The sequence below is a fragment of the Pedobacter sp. 22163 genome (assembly GCF_052045595.1).
Taxonomy (GTDB): domain Bacteria; phylum Bacteroidota; class Bacteroidia; order Sphingobacteriales; family Sphingobacteriaceae; genus Pedobacter.
In genome coordinates this window covers 135,645-157,376 of sequence record NZ_JBQEPM010000011.1, presented here as the reverse complement: position 1 = coordinate 157,376, position 21,732 = coordinate 135,645, and the positions used below count along the sequence as shown (strand labels likewise).

Genomic DNA, 21,732 nt, shown 5'->3' with positions numbered 1-21,732 from the left:
ATAAATATAAATCTTATTTTTGGAATTGCAAAACAGAACAGGTTTTGCCTATCAACAATCTAAGAATTTTATATGAAGATCATAACTACATCTGAGTTTGCAAAAGCAACAAAGATAGATAAGCTAGGTGTACCAGGTTTAGCCGGTTTGATGATGGAGATCATGAAACTGAACGACATCAACGACGTATTCGCTCAAAATCAACACTTTAAAGGCTTAGAATTTGTAGACAAGATATTAGAAACCATTGGCGTATCTATAGAATTTGATGATGATGATTTAAATAGTATTCCGAAAACAGGCCCTTTTATTGCTATTGCAAATCACCCTTATGGTGGTGTAGAAGGTTTGGCTTTAGTTAAATTATTGTGTACGGTTAGGCCGGATGCCAAGGTGATGGTCAACTTTATCCTGAAAAAAATACCGAACCTCGATGAGTTTTTTGTTGCTGTTAACCCTTTCGAAAACGTTCAACATACATCGAGCATTAGTGGTTTAAAAACTACTTTTGATCTGCTTAGAAATGGAACACCAATTGGTATTTTCCCTGCAGGCGAGGTCTCTACCTTTAAATTAGATGCTCAACAGGTAACCGACAGAATGTGGCATCCTGTTGTTGGAAAACTGATTGCTAAAGCAAAAGTACCCGTTGTACCTATTTATTTTCACGGTAATAACGGTGTTTTCTTTAACATTTTAAGCTTCATCCACCCTACCCTTCGTACAGCAAAGTTACCTTCGGAGTTTCTAAATAAACATGGGCGCACCATTAAGGTGCGGATCGGCAAACCAATAGCCGTATCTGAAATTTCGCACATGAACAGCAGTAATAAACTGATGGACTTTTTAAGGGCCCGTACATATGCGCTTGGTATTGGCTTAGATACAGAGAAAAAACTATTTAATCCACTAAACCTATTCAAAATTAAAAAGAAACCTGTTGAGGTAATTGAAGAAACTTCGAGGCTTTTAATTAAAGATGAGGTCGCGCTTTTAGAGGATTTTAAAGTTTGGACGGAGAAAAATTACGAAGTATACATTGTTCCGACTTTAAAAATTCCCAATATTTTAAGAGAAATTGGCCGTTTACGTGAAATTACTTTCCGCGAGGTTGGTGAAGGAACCAACAAAAAAATCGATCTCGACAATTACGACATCTACTATAACCACTTATTTATTTGGGATAAGGACTTAGAAAATATTGTTGGAGCCTACCGGATTGGTAAAGGAGATGAAATTTTAGAAAGCATGGGCCGCCGCGGCTTCTACTTATCCGAACTTTTTAAAATGAAAGATCAGTTCTACCCAATGTTGAGACAGGGAATCGAGCTGGGCAGATCATGGATCAGAAAAGAATACCAGGGCAAACCGCTTCCATTATTTTTACTTTGGAAAGGGATTTTAAAATACCTCATCGATAACCCACAGTACCGCTACATGTTTGGGCCAGTGAGTATCAGCAACAACTTCTCTAAATTCAGCAAGGCCTTAATTGTAGATTACATTACAAAAAACCATTTTGATTATGAGATGGCAAAGTATATAAAGCCAAGAAACAAGTTTAAAGCCGATCTTTTACCCATTTCTACAGATACATTGGTTGATAGCAGCGAGTCTTTTAAAGATCTGGATAGCATTATCGGCGATATCGAAAACTCGCATATTAAGATTCCGGTATTGTTGAGGCAGTATATGAACCTGAATGCGAAGATTATCTCATTTAATATCGATCCTAAATTTTCTGATTGTTTAGACGGCTTCTTAGTGGTTGATACGCATAATATTCCACCAGAAATGCTCGAAAAGCTCGGCAAGAATCTATAAATTAATTCAATAAAAAAACCCAGACATCCATCTGGGTTTTTTATTATCAACTAACCTAAACTTTATAAATACTAACCAAATATTTATGCCACAAAAGTAGGTTTGCCTTGTTAAATTGGTATTAATGAAATGTTATTTATAGAATTTTTTTTCTTACAATTTCTTAATCGATTAATACACTGTTGTTCATATTATTGCATTATCTTTAGATACTCTGTATGAGCTATGATAACATTCTTCTTCGTGAGAACAGAATGTTTCCCGCCCTTATATTTAGCTCAAATTAAAAATCATTTATCGGGTTGCTTCCTTAATGGAATCAATTTTGAACTATAATTATGACAGTCATTTCTAAAGAGAATTTTTCAAAGGCGACAGGCATTTGTAATATTCCAATCCCTGGTCTTGCTTCCTTTTTAATGAGGTTTTTGAAGATTAACGACTTCAATGTAATGATTAGAAATGCAAATACCTTAGAAGGAGAAAAATTTGCCAATCATATTCTGAATGTTCTGGGCGTTACGATTCAGATCAGTGATGAGGATTTAGCCAATATTCCAAAAGAAGGTGCATTTATTGCAATTGCAAACCATCCCTATGGTGCTATAGAATCATTGGCATTATTAAGTACGCTTGCCAATCACCGACCTGATACGATGTTTATGGGGAATTTTCTGTTAAAGAAAATCCCAAATCTTGAGAAATGTATTATCGCGGTAAATCCGTTCGAAAAAGTTCAGGATTCATCAAGTATTAGCGGATTAAAAACAACTTTAAAAGTTTTAAAAGATGGTAGTCCGGTTGCTATTTTTCCGGCAGGAGAAGTTTCTTCTTATAAATTCAGAAAAAATCAGATTACCGACCGTGAATGGCATCCCGTGGTTGGAAAAATCATCTCCAAAGCCAATGTACCAATACTACCAGTATATTTTCATGGCAATAATGGCATCTTTTTTAGCCTGCTTAAATTTATACATCCTTCATTACAAACAGCAAAGCTGATCTCAGAGTTATTCAACAAAAATGGCCACCAGTTAAAAATCAGTATAGGCAAACCCATTTATTTGAAAGAAATAGACTGTAAAGATTGTAATACCTCGCTTTTAAAACATTTAAGAAAGGGGCTTTATGCCCTAAAAAAAATAACCTGATCAGGATTCATAAAAATTCAATGTTAATTTCCCGTTAAGCACCTACCTTGTTGTTGACATAAAGAAATTGTTGCTTTTATGTTAATAATAAGTAAATTTAATGTAACCAAATATGGAGCGGTTTGAAAAGAGGGAGTTACACATATATTTTGAGGACCATTTTGTTCGTTTGCCTGATGATGAATACCATCATCTCGAAGGGACAGAATTATTCTTTCGATTTTTATGATGGAACTTTCAACTTTAGTATCGATTCTTCAGTCGTTTTTCCAATACCAAAAACAGCAACTACATCAGCCGTTTCAAACTTTTACAGCCGCATCTCTTCCGGCCAATACGCACCACTTATCTCGTCTTTAGAAAAATACCAGAAAAAATACAATTTAAACGACTGGATTTATTACCAACTGATCCGAAAAACAGCCGAACAGATTAGTCCGAAAGCAGATAATTATTTCGGCTATACTTTATACAAATGGTTTTTACTGAGTAAATGCGGCTACGATGCAAGGTTAGCTGTAGGCAATAATCAGGTTATCTTTTATGTAAGAAATGAAGAGGATATCAGCGATATTCCGTTTTTCATGATTGACGATAAAAAGTTTATGTGTTTGAATTATCATGATTATGGCAAACTGTTTAAACAGGCCGATGCTTATAAGCCTGTTAAAATTGTAATTCCAGAGGCTAAAAACCCTTTCTCTTATAAGGTGACCCGAATGCCCGATTTTAAACCGGAAAGTTATCAGGAAAAAGACATCGAATTTAGCTACCGTCAAAAAATCCATCATTTTAAGCTAAAAGTTAATGAAGATATACAAACCATTTTCAAAAACTATCCGGTAGTCGATTTTGAGAGTTATTTTAATATTCCTTTGAGCCGGGAAACTTATAGCTCTCTTATTCCCACCTTGAAAGAAAACCTGAAAGGCATGGATCAGAAAAAAGGAGTCGATTACCTGATGAGATTTACCCGTTATGGTTTTTTATATGAAGATGACGGTGAAAATTTTGGTAAGGAAAAACGCTTCTCTCCTGAACAAACATTATTAAGTACCTACAGCGATTGCGATGACCGCGCTGCACTATTTTTCTATTTGGTAAAGGAAATATATAACCTGCCGATGATCGCATTACTATACCCTAAACATTTAACTATTGCTGTTCAGTTTGACAAACCAATTGGCGAACCGATTACTTATAAAGGCAAAAAGTATTCGTACTGCGAACCTACACCCCAGGCTCAGAATCTAAAAATCGGACAACTTTCTTCAAATTTCAAGAAAAGTAAATACGAAGTGGTTTATGCATATGAGCCTACTAAGAAATAGGCCTTCGTATTAAATTAATGTTAAAAAATCGTTATTTTATCAATAACAGGTTGATTCATTAGCTATTTAAGGTAATTTAGATTTCTCATATTGAGTTAAATCTAAAACCTTGTCTATGTCTGCTATTATCTATACCGTTTTAAAGGAATTTTTTGTTGAGGTGAACGGTCACGCTATAAAGGCTAGAATTATGTCGCCGATTAACGATGGCAAAGTTTTCGTTTTCAAAATCAGTTCATTTTACAAAAGCAAAACTGATGCTGATGCTTATGAACCGGCATCAACATTTACTTCTTACGCAAATGCGGAGCGGCATTTACTTCAATACCTTGAAGGTTTCCAGAATACACTAGATCTGGGCGGCGATATAGCACCAGGAAGTACTTTTTAGTTGTTTTCTTTATCATCTTTCTCAGGCGGAAGTTCTGACTGGATTACCTCTTCTTCAAATTCCTTTTTGTCTTTCTGGTTTCTTTTGATCAGGTAGGCGATTAAAATGATGACCAGAACCGCAACACCGATTAATATTGGATAATTCATATTCGTTCGATTAAATTCTAACCTATGTGATTTAACCTAAGTTATGAGAAATATTTTATATGTTAAGCAGCTGCTTCTGTGTTAACATAATCATAATATTAATTTAACTTTCCGATTCTCTATCTTTGGGAAAACCCATAAGTTTTAGATGAAAAAGAACAAATCCAAGTCGAAAAGTCATTCGACAAGCAAAAAACTACGCAAAGAATTAGAATCGAAATTAGCCCTTGCATTTAACGAACTTGTTATCCAGTATGGCAAAGCAAAAAAAGCCGATAAAGTAATCGAAAAATTTGCAAAGCAATTAACTAAAAAAGTTACTTTCAATATTCAAGATGATTCTATAACGCCATATATCAAAGAAGAGCAAGTTACTCCTGTGGCTCCGAAGGCAAAGGCCGCTAAACCTGCTGTAACAAAGAAAGCAAAAGCAGAGGTTAAAGAGACAGTATAAAATACGATTATAAATAAATCGGGTGTTCATAATGAACACCCGATTTATTTCTTTTAAACAATAGTCAAACTTATTAGCGAACTGATAGATTTCACTAACAGAATTACTGAACAACAATATTTTTTGTTGCTGTTACTGGTGTTGTATACTTGCCACCAGAAATGGTGCACTTTAGCTGATAGTTGCCAGGTGTACTGAAACCGATCTCATTTAATATTGCATCAGTATCATCAGTAAATTCGTAATAATAACTGGTTCCATTAATACCGGTAACCTCCCATTTATAGTAAATTCCAGTTTCAACAGATTTATAACTCATCTGATAGGTTGCCTGACCGTTTGTAAATAAAGCATTCTGTCCACCGATATAAGGGATAATGGTGCTACTACTGCTTAAAGGGTATAAAGTATTAATCGCGACAGCATCATATATAGATGGTAATGCCGGGTATGAAGAGTTATAATCACTTAAGGCAGTACCTCCGTTCATTACAGAATTTGGATCAGATGTTGGGGTACCCGCAATTAAGTTTGCACCGGCGTTACTAGGAGGATCGATCGCTTGGTAATTAGTATGTCTTAAACCCAAGGTATGGCCAATTTCATGTATTACATTCCATGCCCCCTGTCCTTGGTTAATAAAAGATTGAGTGAAGGGATCTCTAAAGTCAGAATTCACCAAAATTAAATTACCTGGCCTTTGGCTATCTGTGGGAAACTCGGCATATGCGGCTACATTAGTTGGAAGTGCACCCTGATCACCTCTGATAACGATATCAACATTTGGCGAAGGACTGTATTGGTAGTCGCTAATAATCAGATTAAGCTTGATATCAGAATTAGGATTGGAATTCCAAACAGTAATAGCGGTTAAAACAGCGCTATACCAAACTCCATGTCCCCAAATAGATTCATCAATAGAAATATTTACATTGTGATAATTATTGCCGTTAACTAAGTTGTTTGTACTGGCTTGAGATATTTTACCACCTGTGCTCATTAATGACTCCGGTCGCTTAACTCCTAATAAAGATTTCTTTGAAATCAGAATATCATCTTCAACAATATAATACTCACCGAATTCTTTAATATTTTGAGTTTGGAAGCCAAGTTCTTTAATTTTAGCAATTGTAGTCGCTTCAACTTCCAACTTGGTGTCAGGAGGGGTTACAACAGGTGCTTCTGATTTTTTACAGGATGAGATGCTAAAAATTAGCAAAAGACTGAAGCACATTGTCTTTGAGAATGCGCTTAAAATAGATGTGTTTTTCATAGCTAGATTTATTTTAAACTAAGTTAATCATCTCACTGTTAAGTGGTAGTGAATAAATAGTTAAGTTATATCTAACAATAGATACAAAAATGAAATGAAAATCAACAATAAAAAACAAATAAAACATACATAAAATAGAAATAAACTAACCGTATGTATTATGGATTGCCGTACGTTACAAAGATTGTAAACACAAAAGGTGTTCACCATAATGATGAACACCTTTTGTTATACTGTTGAAATGACAGATCTTTTATTGAACAATAAGATTTTTTGTAACAGTTGTTGGCGTAGTATATTTACCACCAGAAATTGTGCATTGCAACTGATAATTGCCAGAAGAAGGGAAACCTATTCCCGGAGTCGTATCTGCGGTAAAAGTTCCTATTGTTTCATCATAGTTAGTGCCATTTATACCAATGGCCCTCCAATGATAACTTACCCCTTGTTCTAGATAACTTATTTTGAAATAATCCTCACCACCGGGTGAAAAATACTTATTGCTTGAAATATAAGGTAAAACGACACTACTATTATTAACTGGATATAAAGTACTGATAGCGATAGCATCATAATTGGAAGGTAACAATGGGTATGTGTAAGCACTATAGTCACTTAATCCTGTGCTACCATTCATTACCGAATTTGGATCAGATGTTGGTGTACCAGCAATTAAATTTTCTCCAATTGAAGTTGGTGGATCATTGGTTTCCCAATTCGTATGCCTTAAACCTAGACAATGACCGATTTCATGAATCACATTCCAGGCAGCCTGTCCATCATTTAGATAATTATTCGTAAATGGGTTTTTAACATCAAGATTAATCAAAATTAAACTACCTGGTTTGCCATTATAAGTAGGAAACTCAGCTCGAGCTACAGTATTGAAATCTAATTGATTGTTATCTCCTTTAATTGTGATGTCTATATTCGTCTGATCTAAGGAATAATCGGTTAACGATGTATAGATCAAATTAAGTTTAACATTGCTATTTGACGTGCTATTCCAAACTGTAACAGCCTTCTTTAATGCATTATACCAAGTATTGTCTCCATATATTGAAGCATCAACAGATATATTGATATTATGGTTATTAATATTACTAATTAGATTGTTTGTGCTCGCTTGAGATATCGTGCCGCCAACGCTCATCAATCTTTCTGGACTCTTTATTGATGATAAAGATTTTTTTGAAATCATGATATCACCCTCAACTAAATAATACTCCTGAAATTCTATAATACCTTTTGTTTGAAAGCCCAAAGCCTTAATTTTGGCAATTATGGCTGAATCAACCTTAACTTTTGAATCTAGAGCAGTAGTAAGGTTTTCAGATTTCTTGCAGGAAAAAACTGTTATTGTTAACAGCAAAAGAGCCAAGCGTATTGTCTGTGAGAATGCGCTTAAAATAGATGTGTTTTTCATAGAATGTTTTTTACACAAGATAATACCCTGATTATTAAGCAATCAATAACAAATCATTAAGTTTAATAGTAAAATAACTACAAATTAAACTTAATTAAGAAACAACATATATCACATATAACATACATAGTATAAAGCATTTAATACAAGATCAGGAATGCTGTACTAGATTGACGATAGAGGTGGTGAGCATTCGTCATTGCTTCATGCCTCACAATTATGGATTGTATGAATCATAAGCACAAAAAAGGGTGTCCATCAACACGATGAACACCCTTTTTATATCCTGTTGGTACAGGAAGTGTAATGCTTACAGATTCGCTAATAAATCTAAACCATCTACAGTTGACCATTTTCCTTTTGTTAAAGAAGCACCAGTTGCAGTTGTAGATACTGACCAGTTTGCAGCACCGAAACTAGCTGCGTTAACTGTGAACACACCACCAGAATTTTGTGAAAGAAACAATACTGGAGTATTTGTTGCTTTTACATTATTCAATTTAATCTTACCACCAACGACTTGGCTGTCATATGTAGCTATATCACGAATTTGAACTGCCGAACCGAAGCCCGCTTCAACTGAAGCGTAACCATCGATAACAATGTTACTAAAATCACCATTACCTTGTGACTTAAACTGAATAGCGTCGTATTGTTTTTCACTTTGTAATTCTGTACCAGTACCAGCAGCTCTTTTAAGGGTAATGTTTGTTGCTTTAGGCCAAAATGCATTATTTACACCTTTAGCTTCGATTTCCATACCGTAGTTAGCCACACCAGTTTGATAAGCAAACCAATTTGTGTTATCCTGGCCTCTCCAGCCATCTTGCCAATCGAAAGAATCGTCAGCATTACCATAAGAGATTAAGTTTTTACCACTCACAGTACCACCGTAAAACTCGAAACCATCATCGTTTCCTTTGTATGATACTAAGTTTTCTAAAACTGTTCCTGATCCTACAGAGTAAAATGAAAATCCGTTGTGCTCTCTTGTGTTATTATTAAATACCAAACCAGCATATTCAACTCTTACGTACTTTAACGAACCGCCATTGTGAGTAGCATTAGTACCTCCATAACTTAAAAGTTGGCCATCTTCTGAGTTAGCAGTTTGAGTACCCACAAATGTTGAAGAATTTACTATTGGTGCATCACCATACATGATAATGCCGGCCCATTGTCCGCCTGATTTGGTTTTAGCTGTAAAAACGATTGGCTCATCAGCTGTACCATTAGCGATTAATTTACCACCATTTAAAACTACTAATCCATCTTCGCCATCAGCTTGATCGGCAGTAAAGGTACTACCTTGTTCAATTGTTAAGGTAACACCAGATTGAATTTTCACTAGCCCTTTTAACGTATAATTACCAAAAGCTAAAGTTCTGTTAGCTGTAATATTTCCGGTGATTTCACCTTGAACAGGCACTTTTATGATAGGTTGATCATCATCATCTTTTGAACAGCCTGTAAAAATGGTAGCTGAAACAGCAATTGCATAAAGTAATTTTTTCATTTTAATTCTTTTTTATAATATAATTTTAGTTTTCCTTGAATGTAAATTTACCACCTCAATGTTTTCAATACATTAACCCACTTTTAAGATTACATCAGCAGTATGTTAACAAATTGTAAACAGCTAGGGGTTAAAATGTATATCCTAAACCTAGCGATACACCAACTCCTCTTTTATAATCTTTAACAGTCAGGTCGTTTTCGAATATCTTTATGGTACTTTCTTCACCTAATTCTATTCTATAGGTCGGGTTCAAGATATTCTCCACCCCAACTTTTAAATCCCACTTACCAGAAAGTTTATTATTCCAGATAAAATCTAATTTGCCAAAAGGCTTTTCATAATAATTATCCAGTCCATTTGTACCTACTGCATAAATACGCTTGCCATAAATATTGTAAGCCAACGTCATTGTACTTTTCCATTTTTTAGTAAAGTCTGATTCGTGTTTAATATCTGCATTGATCAACCACGGAGATGCACCTTGTAACTTACGGGTATTATCGTTACCGATGGCAGCGGTCTCTGCACTGTTCTTAGCCACATCAATAGTCGTTTTAGTATACATTAATGAAGTGTTGAAGCCAACAGAGAAGTTCGAAAGCGATTCGTTTATTCTTGATAACTGCAACAAGAATTCAATTTCAGCTCCATAAAGCACTGCCTTTTTCGAATTGTTATAGGTAATTTGTAAACCACCACTACCTGCAGTTTGTTGAAATAAACGCTCGATCGGATTTTCTAAATACTTGGCAAACGCTGTAATAGCAAACATTTCTTTACCAGTTGGGAATAACTCATACTTCGCATCGAAATTATAATTATTACTGTTCACGATATTTGGGTTACCGCTTTCTATGGTTGCGTCAGGATTAACAAATTCTAATGGAAATGCTTCCATAATTACAGGCTTCGTGATTGTTTTTGAAGCTGATAGTCTAAAATTCGACTTCTCCGTTATACTATATTTCAAGTTAGCTGCTGGTAAAATATTGAAGTTATTTTTAGTCTCTCTTTGGAATGGGTCATCAAAACTACCTGGATTTCTAAATCTTGTTAAGCGCTGAGACTGTTCGAACCTTGCTCCCGCATTTAGGTTTAATCTGTCATTAAATCTAAATGCTAAATCAGCATAACCAGCATTTACACTTTCTTGCATTGTAGCTGCGTATGTAGCATTACTACCTTCTCTATAAGTAAAGTTACCCTTCGCAATTTCGTTCACCAGGGTTTGATCTGGTTCATTTGTATCAAAATTTGTTGAATTAGAGGCTAGATTTTGCGACACTACAAATCTGGACTTAGATGCAACCTTATTAAACGAACCGTTGTAACCCACACTCAACTTATGTGCTTTTGTCAAGTCTTCGTTCCCAAATTTAAAGTTGTACTCTAACATGCCCGAGCCAAAGAACTCGCCATCAAAATCCATATATTGCCTATATATACTGTTACCAGAATAATTTATTGATGTGGTGTTCTCATCAATACGAGATCCTCTGAAAGACTTTCTGTCTGGCAATTCATATTTCGTTTTAGAATAAGAAACACCGGCTTTAATACTATGCGCGTCATCTTCAGTTATTTTATAATTCGCAAACGTTTGCCCGGTATAAAAATCAGTTTTTTGTAACTGATTTAACCTGATAAAGGTATTGTTAACCGTTGCCTGGCTATTGGTATAACCCAGTTGATCCTGAATCATGTTTTCGGTACCTTTCAAGTAAAAGGCATTAAAGCTTAAACTTAATCTCTTGGTAACATAGTTTAAGGCTCCGAGTATAGATGAATTAGTAGAAAACCTATTGGTAGTTGTGTACAAGTTATTATCATAAATACCCTGCGCCGTATTAAAAAAGCGATCTACACCTTCTCTTATTTGAAAATTATTATCTGTATTAATAGAGATTAAATACTGGAAAGACCTTTGGTTTTCAAGATTGAATTTTTGTGTATGTAAAATACCAACACTTGTATTTAAAGGCGCTTTGCCATTATCAACATCGAAACCAGAACCAAATTGCGAAAGTGCTTCATTAGACGACATGGTATAAGCAGATGGAGCCTTTCCAAAAACTTTAGGTAACGATCTTCCATCACCATTAAAACCTAAATAACTACCAAACGAAGTAGCATCTTCTGCTCTCAAGAATTTCTTAAAAGTACTGTTTGAGATAAAGCTTGTTCCAATAGTAATTTTTGTTATTGGTTTTTCTCCTTTTGCAGTTACAATATTAAAAGTTCCGCCAGCAAAATCGCCATATAAGCCTGAGTTAAAAGTTTTGTAAGTCTCTAAAACACTTACTATATCCGTTGGAAAAAGATCTAAAGGAATAATTTTTTTGAAAGGATTGTTAGAAGGAACTGCTAAGCCATTTATTAATAAGTTGTTATACCTATCTTCTAAACCTCTTACAAACAAACCTCTACCGTCTACCTTAGTAATACCGGTAATTTTTGTTAGCCCTTCTTCAACATCACTTATGCCCTTTCTAGAGAGCTCCTGAATTCCGATGCCTTGTTTAATCTCGATAGCATTTTTTTGCAATGACAGCAAAGCAGTTTCGCTTTCTTTACCTGCTACACCCTTTACTTGTACATCAGCTAATTTCTGAGAATTCGATTCTTCGAGCGAGAGATTTAAGGTAGTTGTACCTCCACCATTTACTTCTACAGCTGGGACTTCCTTTGTAGCATAACCTACATACGATGCTTCGATAATAAATTTACCATCTTGTAATGCAGCAATAGTATATTTACCATCAGCACCTGTAGAAGTACCTTTAGTTGTACCTTTAATTTTAACCGTTACCCCAATTAAGGTTTCACCGGTTTTTTTATCGGTAACTGTTCCAGAAATTTTTCCTGTCTGCGCATACGCAAGTACGCTAATCGTTAAAGCGAACACCGTGAGTGCCGCTCTTTTAAAAGAGTTTAGTAAATCCAATTTGCCTTTATTTGATAAGGGCAAAAGTATTACCACAGTGTTAACTGCAGGTTAGATATTAATTAATATTACTTTACCTTAAGGTTAACTAAACGTTAAGCGCTTTTAGAATCAGTAACGAATACCCACTTTCTTGCAAATGAAGTGCAATAACCAGATCGGACCTATTAACAAGAACTTAACATCATCCAGAAATGATGGTTTTTTGCCTTCAATTTTATGACCAATAAACTGACCGATCCAGGCCGCAACAAATATTGCTGCATAAATGGCATAGGCCGTTCCACTACCTAAGCCTACCGCCTGCTCAATTTTAACGATGATGTAACTCATTAAACCCACTACCCAGATCATCAAAAAAAACAAAACTGGCGAAAGTGTAAAGTAATAATACAAGCTAAATGCCAATAGAAAAGATGCCCAGTTAAAGAAACCGTTGTAGCTACCTAAAAAACCGATATGCGGAAAAGGGATCTGCCAGATCAAACCCAGTAAGCTGAATACAATTAACGGAACACAGATCCAGTGCACCAGCTTGTTGGTTGGATTTTGATGGCTTTCGGCGTACTTATCAAAAAGCACATCTACTGGCCGCTTTGGTTCTATTGTTATGGTTTGCTTGCTCATTATGTAAAAATAAAAAAAAGCGATGGAATATCCATCGCTTAATATTTTGTTTATTAAACCACTCGTCATGCTGAATTCAGTTCAGCACCTTTTCTGTTATTATTCTGTTATTAAGATCCTGAAACAAGTTCAGGATGACGATTTAATCTATTTCGCAAATGCTACAGAACGGGTTTCTCTGATTACAGTAACCTTAATCTGTCCTGGATAAGTCATTTCGGTTTGAATACGGGTTGAAATATCTGCAGCTAAAAGTTCAGCCTGTGCATCAGTAATACGTTCACTTTCTACAATCACACGTAATTCTCTACCAGCCTGAATTGCAAACGTTTTTTCTACGCCAGGATAAGATAAAGCCAGTTCTTCTAAATCTTTAAGGCGTTTGATATAACTTTCTACCACCTCGCGACGCGCACCTGGGCGTGCGCCAGAGATTGCATCACAAGCCTGTACAATTGGAGAGATCATCGAAGTCATCTCAATTTCATCGTGGTGGGCGCCTATAGCATTACAAATTTCAGGGTGCTCTTTATATTTTTCGGCCAATTGCATACCTAAAATTGCGTGTGGCAATTCTGGGTTATCATCAGGCACTTTACCTATATCGTGTAATAAACCTGCACGTTTAGCCATTTTAGCATTTAAGCCTAATTCGGCAGCCATCGTCGCACAGAAATTAGCTACCTCACGCGAGTGATGTAACAAGTTTTGCCCGTAAGACGAACGGTAACGCATACGGCCAACCATACGGATTAACTCAGGGTGTAAACCATGGATACCTAAATCGATTACTGTACGCTCACCAATCTCTACAATTTCGTCTTCGATCTGTTTTTTGGTTTTCGCTACAATTTCCTCAATACGAGCCGGATGGATACGACCATCTGTTACCAAACGGTGCAAAGCCAAACGGGCAATTTCCCTTCTTACCGGATCGAAACCTGATAAAATAATTGCTTCTGGTGTATCATCCACAATAATCTCAATACCGGTAGCAGCTTCTAAAGCACGGATGTTTCTACCCTCTCTACCAATAACACGACCTTTAATCTCATCGCTTTCGATATGAAAAATAGAAACCGAATTTTCAATTGCAGCTTCGGTAGCGGTACGCTGAATGGTTTGGATGACTACTTTTTTAGCTTCTTTGCTCGCCGTTAGCTTTGCCTCATCAACAATATCCTTCACCTGCATCATGGCCTGTGTACGGGCTTCTTGTTTCAGATTTTCCACCAATTGCTCTTTAGCTTCTTCGGCAGACAGACCAGCAATGGTTTCTAATTGTTTTAGGTGTTGGTTTTTAAGCACTTCAACTTCTTCTTGCTTTTTAATCGCAATTTCGGTTTGCTTTTCTAAAACGCTTTTTTGCTTATCGAGTTCTTGTTCTTTTTTATTGAAATTTTCCATGCGCTGGTTTACCGATTGCTCTTTCTGCTTCATGGTATTTTCGCGTTGGTTAATGTTATTGTTTTTGGCATTCACTTCCTGCTCATGCTCCGCTTTCATTTGCAAAAATTTTTCTTTTGCTTCTAAAAGTTTATTCTTTTTTAAGATCTCTGCATTGTTTTCTGCATCTTTTAAAATCTTTTTCACTTTGTTCTGTGCGGCAACTTCCTGCTGTTTAAGCAAGTTACGCAGAAGGAATCTTCCTACCACCACTCCGATAGCAATACCCGCTATTACGGCAAATACGTATCCTAATATTTCAACTATTTCCATTTTGTTTTTTAAGTAAAAAAAAACCGCAACTAATTTTTAAAGTCTCATACATTTTAAACCTCAACTAAGCATAATTAGGGTTTAAGCCATTTTCAGGTGCCATAGCAGATGAAATACGCCCTCTTAACCCTATAGATATTGAAGTGTTAAGTTTTATAAAATTTGAAACTCAAAAACTAGCCGCGGCTATGTTTTTATGCTAATATTTAAGCATGCGTCATCCTGAAATTATTTCAGGATCTTATTAACAGGCTCTGACCAAGTTCAGAGTGACGTATACTTTGAAAGAACGAACCTTATTTTGAAAAGAAATTACTGAGTAAAACATCCAATTCTTCAACTTTATCGGCAACAGCAGTATCCTGGCTTTGTACTTTATTTTCTGTTCTCAATACGGCTGTTGCATAGTGTAACACTGCCATAGAAAGAAGATCCTGCTTATCTCTAACCGCATAATTATCCTGATAATCTTTTATGCGTTCATTGATCATTTTTGCTGCCCGTCTCACAATTTCTTCCTCTTCCATATTCACCTTTAGTGGATAAATACGGTCGGAAATGGTTATTTTAATCGAGATTTCTCCCATTTGTTTAGCTTAGTTTCTGATTTCTCTGCATCATTATTTTTTTAATAATGCAATACTTTTATCAATCTCCCGCACAAAATCGTTAATTTTTTGTTTAATGTCAAGCGACTTCTCACTTGTCCCCTCTATACTTTTAGCCAATTTTGTAACCCTTAATTTTTCATCAAGTTCTACATTTTTGCCTTTCGCTGTATCGAGTGCTACTTTTAACGATTGATTTTCAAGCTTTAATAAATCATTTTCTTCCTGTAGCGCATTACATAGCTCCAATACCTGAGCCGTTTTTTGTAATACCTTATCTAATTGATCTGCAACAGAAGCCATGAATTTATTTCTAAAAATACGAATTTATATTTTATTTCCTAATTTCTGCACCAGCTTGTGCCGTTAAATTCGCGATTAATTTCTGCATCGTGTTTTCAATCTGCTTATCGGTTAAGGTTTGTTCCTCATCCTGCAAAATGAAGTTCAAGGCATACGATTTTTTGCCTTCAGGTAATTTATCACCTACATACACATCGAACACACCAACCTCTTTGATCAGCTTTTTATCGGTTTTGAAAGCAATACCTTTTAAAGTATCGAAAGTTACCGCCTGATCGATCAATAAAGATAAGTCTCTACGCACTTGAGGGTACTTAGAAACTTCTTTGTTAACAATTTTATTTTTCCTTACAATATCCAACAAGGCAGCCCAATCAAAATCGGCATAAAAAACCTCCGCACTTACATCGGCTACTTTACGGTCGGCTTTTGAAACGGCACCAAAACTCACCAGGGTTTTATCTCCACGGAAGTATTTAATCCCGTAAGCAAAATTTTCGTCGTTTAAGGTATCGGTTTGATAGCTTGCAATTCCCAAACGGCTTATAATGGCATCAACTGCCGATTTTAAGTTATAAAAGGTAGCCGATTTAGCATTGTGGTTCCATTGCTCGCTCTGTTTAGCACCCGAGATCAACAATAATAACCTTGAGCGCTCTACATACTGCCCATTAATTAAATGATAGGTTTTACCGAATTCATAAAACTTAACATCAGCATTTTTACGGTTCTGGTTGTAAGCTACACTCTCTAATGCAGGCATCAATAAGTGCTGGCGCATTACATTTAAATCGCTGCTTAAGGGATTTAAAATAAATACAGCTTCGTCTAAATTTTTCGAATAGGCCGATTTAGTTAACGAGTTGCACATAATTTCTGCATAACCGTTTGAGGTAAGCATATCTGCAATTACGTTGTGCGTATTTTCTTTTTCAGGCTTAATGCTATAAGAAAGCGATGCATTTACCTTTGAAGGGATTTCGATATTGTTATAACCGTAAATACGCAATACTTCTTCAGTAATATCACATTCGCGGGTTACATCAACTTTAAAAGATGGTACTCTTAACGCCAAAGTATCTTCAGAAGTATTAGTAGCCGCAATACCCAAAGCAGTAATAATGTGTTTAATTTCAGCTGATGGAATATTTGCACCAATTAGTTTATTGATATTGGTATAACTTACTTCAAACTCGAAAGGCTTGATATGACTTGGATAAATATCGGATATTGATGAAGAGATTTCCCCGCCAGCCAGTTCTTTAATTAATAATGCTGCATATTTTAAAGCCGTAACCGTAATCTCCGGATCAGTACCACGCTCGTAACGGAAAGAAGCATCGGTTTTTAAGCCATGTCTTTTAGAAGTTTTACGAACAGAAACCGAATTAAAGTAAGCACTTTCCAGGAAAATATTTTTGGTGCTGGCATCGACTCCAGAAGATTTTCCACCGAAAACACCTGCAATACACATTGGTGTTTCGGTATTGCAGATCATTAAATCATCTGCACTCAGCTTACGCTCAACATCATCAAGGGTTACAAAAGGTGTTCCTTCAGCAACTTTTTTCACGATTACTTTTCCGCCGGTAATTTTGTCGGCATCGAAAGCATGTAAAGGCTGTCCTAAACCATGAAGCACATAATTGGTAATATCAACCACATTATTGATGGGACGTAATCCAATTACCTTTAATTTATCTTTTAACCACTCTGGCGATTCTTTTACGGTAACGCCAGAAAGTGTTAAGCTGCTATAACGAGGACAAGCTGCTAAATCTTCTACTTCTACCGGAATTACCAGTTTTTCATTATCTGTTTTAAAAGCTGAAAGATCAGGCATTTCATACTCGCTTCTGAAATAAGCGGCCAAATCTCTCGCCACACCTAAATGCGAAGCCGCATCAGCACGGTTTGGTGTTAATCCGATTTCGAAAACAAAATCATCATCCATTTTGAAATGATCTTTTGCACGGATTCCAATTTCGGTATCATTGGCAAGGATCATAATCCCATCATGCGATTTACCTAAACCGATTTCATCTTCGGCACAGATCATTCCCTGTGAAAGTTCTCCCCTGATTTTTGATTCTTTTATTTTAAATGGCTCACCCTCTAATGGATATACCGTTGTGCCTACAGTAGCTACTACTACTTTTTGGCCGGCGCCTACATTTGGGGCACCGCAAACAATCTGAAGGTTTTCTTTACCACCCACGTTTACCGTAGTAATGCGTAAACGATCGGCATTGGGATGCTGAACACAGGTTAACACTTCGCCGATAACCAAGCCCTCTAAACCGCCCACAACAGGCTGCACTTTTTCTACACTTTCTACTTCTAAGCCAACATTGGTAAGAATTAACGAAAGCTCTTGAGGTGTTTTATCGATCTGTACGAATTGTTTTAACCAGTTATATGATATTTTCATTTTGGAGTATCAGGTAGCGAGTGCCCAGTATCAAGACAAATCTCGAAGGACACTCTAATTTCATAAAACGCAAAGATATTATTTAAAGGTCAAAGGAGAAAGCTAAACCCGTAATCTTGACACAATAAAAATGACTAATGGCTAATATTTAAATTGGATAGAATTACTGCACATGCTCCTGCTCCTATTACCAGCATTATAACAGATGCAATAACCAGTTTAAGGCCGGGTTTAACGGGTTGGTTATTTGCAGCTTTTACGATGATCTGAATGATGCCAATTACAAACAACAATGCGACAACTACCCAATATACAATAAAAAGTCCCATAGCCTATATTTAACTGTTAAAGAGCAACACCGCACAGGCACCAAAACCAATCACCATCATAATTACCGAAATGATAAGCAATTTTAACCCAGATTTTACAGGCTCGTTCCTTGATGATTTGATAATAATCTGAATAATCCCCACAACAAAGAGTACAACTGCAGTAAGACAATAAACAATAAATAATCCGAATAAACCTTCCATGTTAGTTCATATTTAATTTTTCCCTGATCAGATCTATTTTGTTGTCGCGGTAAAAAATATTCATGGTTTCGAAGGGTACCATTTTATATTTATCGCTCACAATATGTACACATGATTTTTTAACAGCGCGTACATCAAAATCCAGCGGATCCATAAAATTCATGATGATAATCCGAAATAAATTATCATAACTTAAACTATCCGATTTTACTCTTGGCAGGCAACACATCAATTCGCCAAAGGTATCTTCGGCACAATCTACCGAAACACCAGTACTAAACAAATTCAGCATGTGTTCTTTCAATTTTTCATCGTGTTCGAAAACGATGGTATTTTTTGAATTGTTGAGTAAATCCTCCGGGTTGATCAGATGTGTCATCGGGATCACCTCATCGCCGATTTTCAATGCATAAGCCATACACAATGCATCGGGGTTGCATGGCACAGGGATTAAATCTTGAGGGGTAAAAGTTGGGTATTGCTCATAAATTTTTCTGCGCACCTCAGTTAGGGTTATTCTTCCCTGTTGATCATTATAATCATCATTTCTTCCGGCAACCTGAGTAGGCTGGAAAGTAACGCCGCGAACACATTTCTGCTTAAGTGCATAATCTAAAATATCGCCAATTTCATGATCGTTAAGGCCATTTTGTAAAGTAACCACCAAAGTAGTAGATACATTAAACTGGTTGAGGTGATCGATGGCTTTTCTTCTTACTTCGGTAAGGTCTTCTCCCCTTAGCTTGGTTAATACTTCGGCGCTGAAACTATCAAACTGCAGGTAGATTTCAAAATCGGGCATATAGCTTGCTAATTTTTCTACAAAGCCAATATCTTTTGCAATCCTGATCCCATTCGTATTCACCATTAAATGTTTAATTGGCTTTGTTTTGGCAAGGTCTAAAATCTTAAAAAAATCGGGATGTACGGTTGGTTCTCCACCCGAAAGTTGAACTACATCGGGTTCACCTTCGTTTGCCACCACAACATCCATCATCCGTTCTATTTCTTCCAGCGTACGGTGCCTGCCATAATTTGGCGACGACATGGCATAACATGTTGGACAGGCCAGGTTGCAACGATCAGTAACCTCTATTACGGTTAAACACGAATGTTGTTCATGATCTGTACACAAACCGCAATCGTAAGGGCAACCGTAGTGCACTTTAGTATTAAACTTAAGCGGCATTTCCGATTGTTTATTGTAATTCCGGATCTGTTTGTAATATTCTACATCATCAGCAATCATCACTTTGCTATCGCCATGCGTTCTGCAATTTTTCAGCATAAATACCTTTGCGTCCTGAAAAACAATTTTTGCATCACAAAGCTGTAAACATTCGGGGCAAAGACTTTTGGTATAATCGTAATATATATAATCTCTGGTATTGGCCATAATGTTTACTGTTTATGTAAAATCTGTTTCGAAATTCTGATGATGAATCTATAATAATAAATAAAAATAAACAATGCAGACCAATGAATGCTGCTTAAATTTAAAAATAATGAATGGTAAGGCTTTATAAATTCTACCCAAAAACGGAACAGGAAATATAATACCATAAACAATTTAAAACGGTCTCCATTGATCAATGTCTTATTTTTCAAGCCATTGAACAAAAAAATCAAAAGTACGAGGTAAACCATTTCGTAGAGCATGATGGGATGCCGCAATATGCCATCGCCCAAATCCATACCTGTAAAAAAATGGGTAGGGATACCGTAGGTTGGCTCGTCGGTCCCCATGGAAAAGCAACCAATACGACCAACAATAAGGGCAACCAAAATCGGAATAACGTAGACATCTCCAGAGGCGATATTCACACCTATTATCTTTTTTATCAATTCAACACCGAACAAACCGCCAAGCAAACCGCCAACAATGGTTTTACTTTGATAAAGAACTGAAAAACTAAGGTGGTGAAGTACTTCAGGCGTTTCGAGCACAGCAATTACACGTGAGCCAATTAATGCCCCAAGCATAGCGCCCAGCATAATCCACAGTCTGTTTTCATCAGATATCGGGTCTTTAATTCCTTTTTTATAGAAATAATACAACCTAACACCAATTATAAATGCCAGTGTTTCGAAAATATAATGATAATGGTATAAGTTACCAAAAAGTTCGAATTGAAAGGGAAACAGCGATTTTAACAGCATTTATTAAAACCAAAGTCTGCAAAAAACAGGTAAATGGTCAGAATAATACCTTTTATCCTTACTATCAGTTAATACAGCGAATTTCTGCACCTTAAATCCTTTGTTTACAAAAATGTAGTCGATCCTGTTTTTCAGGTCACTGTTAAAATCAAAAGCATTAAAAGTACCTGTCGGGCCATATGGAGGCTCTACAGAAACATCTTTCGCATCGGTAAGAAAAGATTTTATAGTAGCAATGGCTTCTGTTTCGGGCGTAACGTTTAAGTCTCCGGTAAAAACAACCGGTAGCGTTGGTGCAATCTGCTGAATTTTACTTTTAAGTAATTTAGCTGATTCGATCCTCGCCTGAACACCGATATGATCGTAATGTGTGTTAAAAACGATAAACTCTTTTTTATTCTGCTTATCGTACAATTTAACCCAGCTGCATATCCTGTTAAGTGCGGCATCCCAACCTTTTGATGGAACATCTGGTGTTTCTGACAACCAGAAAGTTCCGCCATCCTTTTTAGTGAACCTGTTTTTATCAAAATAAACGGCAGAAAACTCACCCTTTCTTTTACCATCTTCACGGCCAACACCCACTACATCGAAATTGGAATTCTCCAAAAGCGCATCAAACTGTTCAGGTAAGGCTTCCTGTACACAAAGAATATCAGCATCATGAAATTTCACCAGGGCCTTAACATTATCTTTCCGGTTAGGCCAGGCATTGATACCATCAGATGCTACATTTAAACGGATATTGTAAGTAATAATATTAATAGGGGCTGCCGTTTTTTGCGCAAATGCCAGAACGGTCAACAAAAGAAAAACAGGGATGATTTTTAAAGTATTCATAAAATAATTACACAATTTATTAATCCTGGCTAACCAGTAATATTTAGTT

General features: G+C 36.2%; 20 protein-coding genes. 5 read left to right on the top strand and 15 right to left on the bottom strand.

Annotated features, from left to right (window positions below; translation table 11 throughout):
- Window positions 1-72 precede the first annotated feature (72 nt).
- The 4 genes from ACTJKN_RS24125 (at window position 73) to ACTJKN_RS24110 (ending at window position 4,697) form a co-directional block, all read left to right on the top strand.
- The gene (locus ACTJKN_RS24125) at window positions 73-1,824 is read left to right on the top strand and encodes a lysophospholipid acyltransferase family protein (protein ID WP_440828235.1); all 1,752 of its coding nucleotides are present in this window, start codon (window positions 73-75) and stop codon (window positions 1,822-1,824) included.
- Between the two features lie 338 nt (window positions 1,825-2,162).
- Complete coding sequence (locus tag ACTJKN_RS24120) at window positions 2,163-2,975, top strand: lysophospholipid acyltransferase family protein (protein ID WP_440828234.1); 813 nt, start codon at window positions 2,163-2,165, stop codon at window positions 2,973-2,975.
- A 176-nt stretch (window positions 2,976-3,151) separates the two neighbouring features.
- Entirely contained in the window at window positions 3,152-4,306 is a 1,155-nt protein-coding gene (locus tag ACTJKN_RS24115) for a hypothetical protein (protein WP_440828233.1), read from the top strand.
- Window positions 4,307-4,421: 115 nt separating this feature from the next.
- On the top strand, window positions 4,422-4,697 hold the full coding sequence (locus ACTJKN_RS24110; protein ID WP_440828232.1) for a hypothetical protein: 276 nt from the start codon (window positions 4,422-4,424) through the stop codon (window positions 4,695-4,697).
- On the opposite strand, the gene ACTJKN_RS24105 is transcribed toward ACTJKN_RS24110, so the two are convergent.
- Entirely contained in the window at window positions 4,694-4,846 is a 153-nt protein-coding gene (locus ACTJKN_RS24105) for a hypothetical protein (protein WP_215129302.1), read from the bottom strand. The two genes, ACTJKN_RS24110 and ACTJKN_RS24105, sit on opposite strands and share 4 nt — an antisense overlap.
- Window positions 4,847-4,994: 148 nt before the next feature.
- Here ACTJKN_RS24105 and ACTJKN_RS24100 point away from each other — a divergent pair, with 148 nt between their 5' ends.
- A complete protein-coding gene (locus ACTJKN_RS24100; RefSeq protein WP_440828231.1) occupies window positions 4,995-5,300 on the top strand; it encodes a hypothetical protein in 306 nt (101 codons plus the stop codon).
- A gap of 103 nt (window positions 5,301-5,403) precedes the next feature.
- Here ACTJKN_RS24100 and ACTJKN_RS24095 read toward each other — a convergent pair whose 3' ends face one another.
- The 14 genes from ACTJKN_RS24095 to ACTJKN_RS24030 form a co-directional block, all read right to left on the bottom strand.
- The gene (locus tag ACTJKN_RS24095; RefSeq protein WP_440828230.1) at window positions 5,404-6,573 is read right to left on the bottom strand and encodes a M57 family metalloprotease; all 1,170 of its coding nucleotides are present in this window, start codon (window positions 6,571-6,573) and stop codon (window positions 5,404-5,406) included.
- A gap of 253 nt (window positions 6,574-6,826) precedes the next feature.
- Window positions 6,827-7,999, bottom strand: coding sequence for a M57 family metalloprotease (locus ACTJKN_RS24090; RefSeq protein ID WP_440828229.1), 1,173 nt, complete (start codon window positions 7,997-7,999; stop codon window positions 6,827-6,829).
- A gap of 310 nt (window positions 8,000-8,309) precedes the next feature.
- Window positions 8,310-9,515 carry a hypothetical protein gene (locus tag ACTJKN_RS24085; protein WP_440828228.1) on the bottom strand — a complete coding sequence of 402 codons (1,206 nt, stop codon included), beginning with the start codon at window positions 9,513-9,515 and terminating at the stop codon, window positions 8,310-8,312.
- Window positions 9,516-9,645: 130 nt separating this feature from the next.
- Window positions 9,646-12,462, bottom strand: a complete 2,817-nt coding sequence (locus ACTJKN_RS24080; RefSeq protein WP_440828227.1) for a TonB-dependent receptor domain-containing protein — start codon at window positions 12,460-12,462, stop codon at window positions 9,646-9,648.
- Between the two features lie 111 nt (window positions 12,463-12,573).
- On the bottom strand, window positions 12,574-13,089 hold the full coding sequence (locus tag ACTJKN_RS24075; RefSeq protein WP_276902222.1) for an Mpo1 family 2-hydroxy fatty acid dioxygenase: 516 nt from the start codon (window positions 13,087-13,089) through the stop codon (window positions 12,574-12,576).
- Between the two features lie 147 nt (window positions 13,090-13,236).
- On the bottom strand, window positions 13,237-14,808 hold the full coding sequence (gene rny / locus ACTJKN_RS24070) for a ribonuclease Y (RefSeq protein ID WP_029277270.1): 1,572 nt from the start codon (window positions 14,806-14,808) through the stop codon (window positions 13,237-13,239).
- A gap of 296 nt (window positions 14,809-15,104) precedes the next feature.
- Window positions 15,105-15,395, bottom strand: coding sequence for a cell division protein ZapA (locus ACTJKN_RS24065; RefSeq protein WP_086545136.1), 291 nt, complete (start codon window positions 15,393-15,395; stop codon window positions 15,105-15,107).
- 33 nt (window positions 15,396-15,428) lie between these two features.
- Window positions 15,429-15,719, bottom strand: a complete 291-nt coding sequence (locus ACTJKN_RS24060) for a hypothetical protein (protein ID WP_057932492.1) — start codon at window positions 15,717-15,719, stop codon at window positions 15,429-15,431.
- Between the two features lie 31 nt (window positions 15,720-15,750).
- On the bottom strand, window positions 15,751-18,150 hold the full coding sequence (pheT, locus tag ACTJKN_RS24055) for a phenylalanine--tRNA ligase subunit beta (RefSeq protein WP_440828226.1): 2,400 nt from the start codon (window positions 18,148-18,150) through the stop codon (window positions 15,751-15,753).
- Window positions 18,151-18,284: 134 nt separating this feature from the next.
- A complete protein-coding gene (locus tag ACTJKN_RS24050; protein WP_230145378.1) occupies window positions 18,285-18,479 on the bottom strand; it encodes a hypothetical protein in 195 nt (64 codons plus the stop codon).
- Window positions 18,480-18,488: 9 nt separating this feature from the next.
- Window positions 18,489-18,683, bottom strand: a complete 195-nt coding sequence (locus ACTJKN_RS24045) for a hypothetical protein (RefSeq protein ID WP_215129284.1) — start codon at window positions 18,681-18,683, stop codon at window positions 18,489-18,491.
- Window position 18,684: 1 nt separating this feature from the next.
- Window positions 18,685-20,079 (bottom strand): radical SAM protein, encoded by a 1,395-nt coding sequence (locus ACTJKN_RS24040; RefSeq protein ID WP_440828225.1) that lies wholly within the window; start codon window positions 20,077-20,079, stop codon window positions 18,685-18,687.
- 5 nt (window positions 20,080-20,084) lie between these two features.
- A complete protein-coding gene (locus ACTJKN_RS24035) occupies window positions 20,085-20,843 on the bottom strand; it encodes a prolipoprotein diacylglyceryl transferase (protein ID WP_440828224.1) in 759 nt (252 codons plus the stop codon).
- 3 nt (window positions 20,844-20,846) lie between these two features.
- The gene (locus ACTJKN_RS24030) at window positions 20,847-21,683 is read right to left on the bottom strand and encodes an endonuclease/exonuclease/phosphatase family protein (RefSeq protein ID WP_440828223.1); all 837 of its coding nucleotides are present in this window, start codon (window positions 21,681-21,683) and stop codon (window positions 20,847-20,849) included.
- Between the last annotated feature and the right edge of the window lie 49 nt (window positions 21,684-21,732).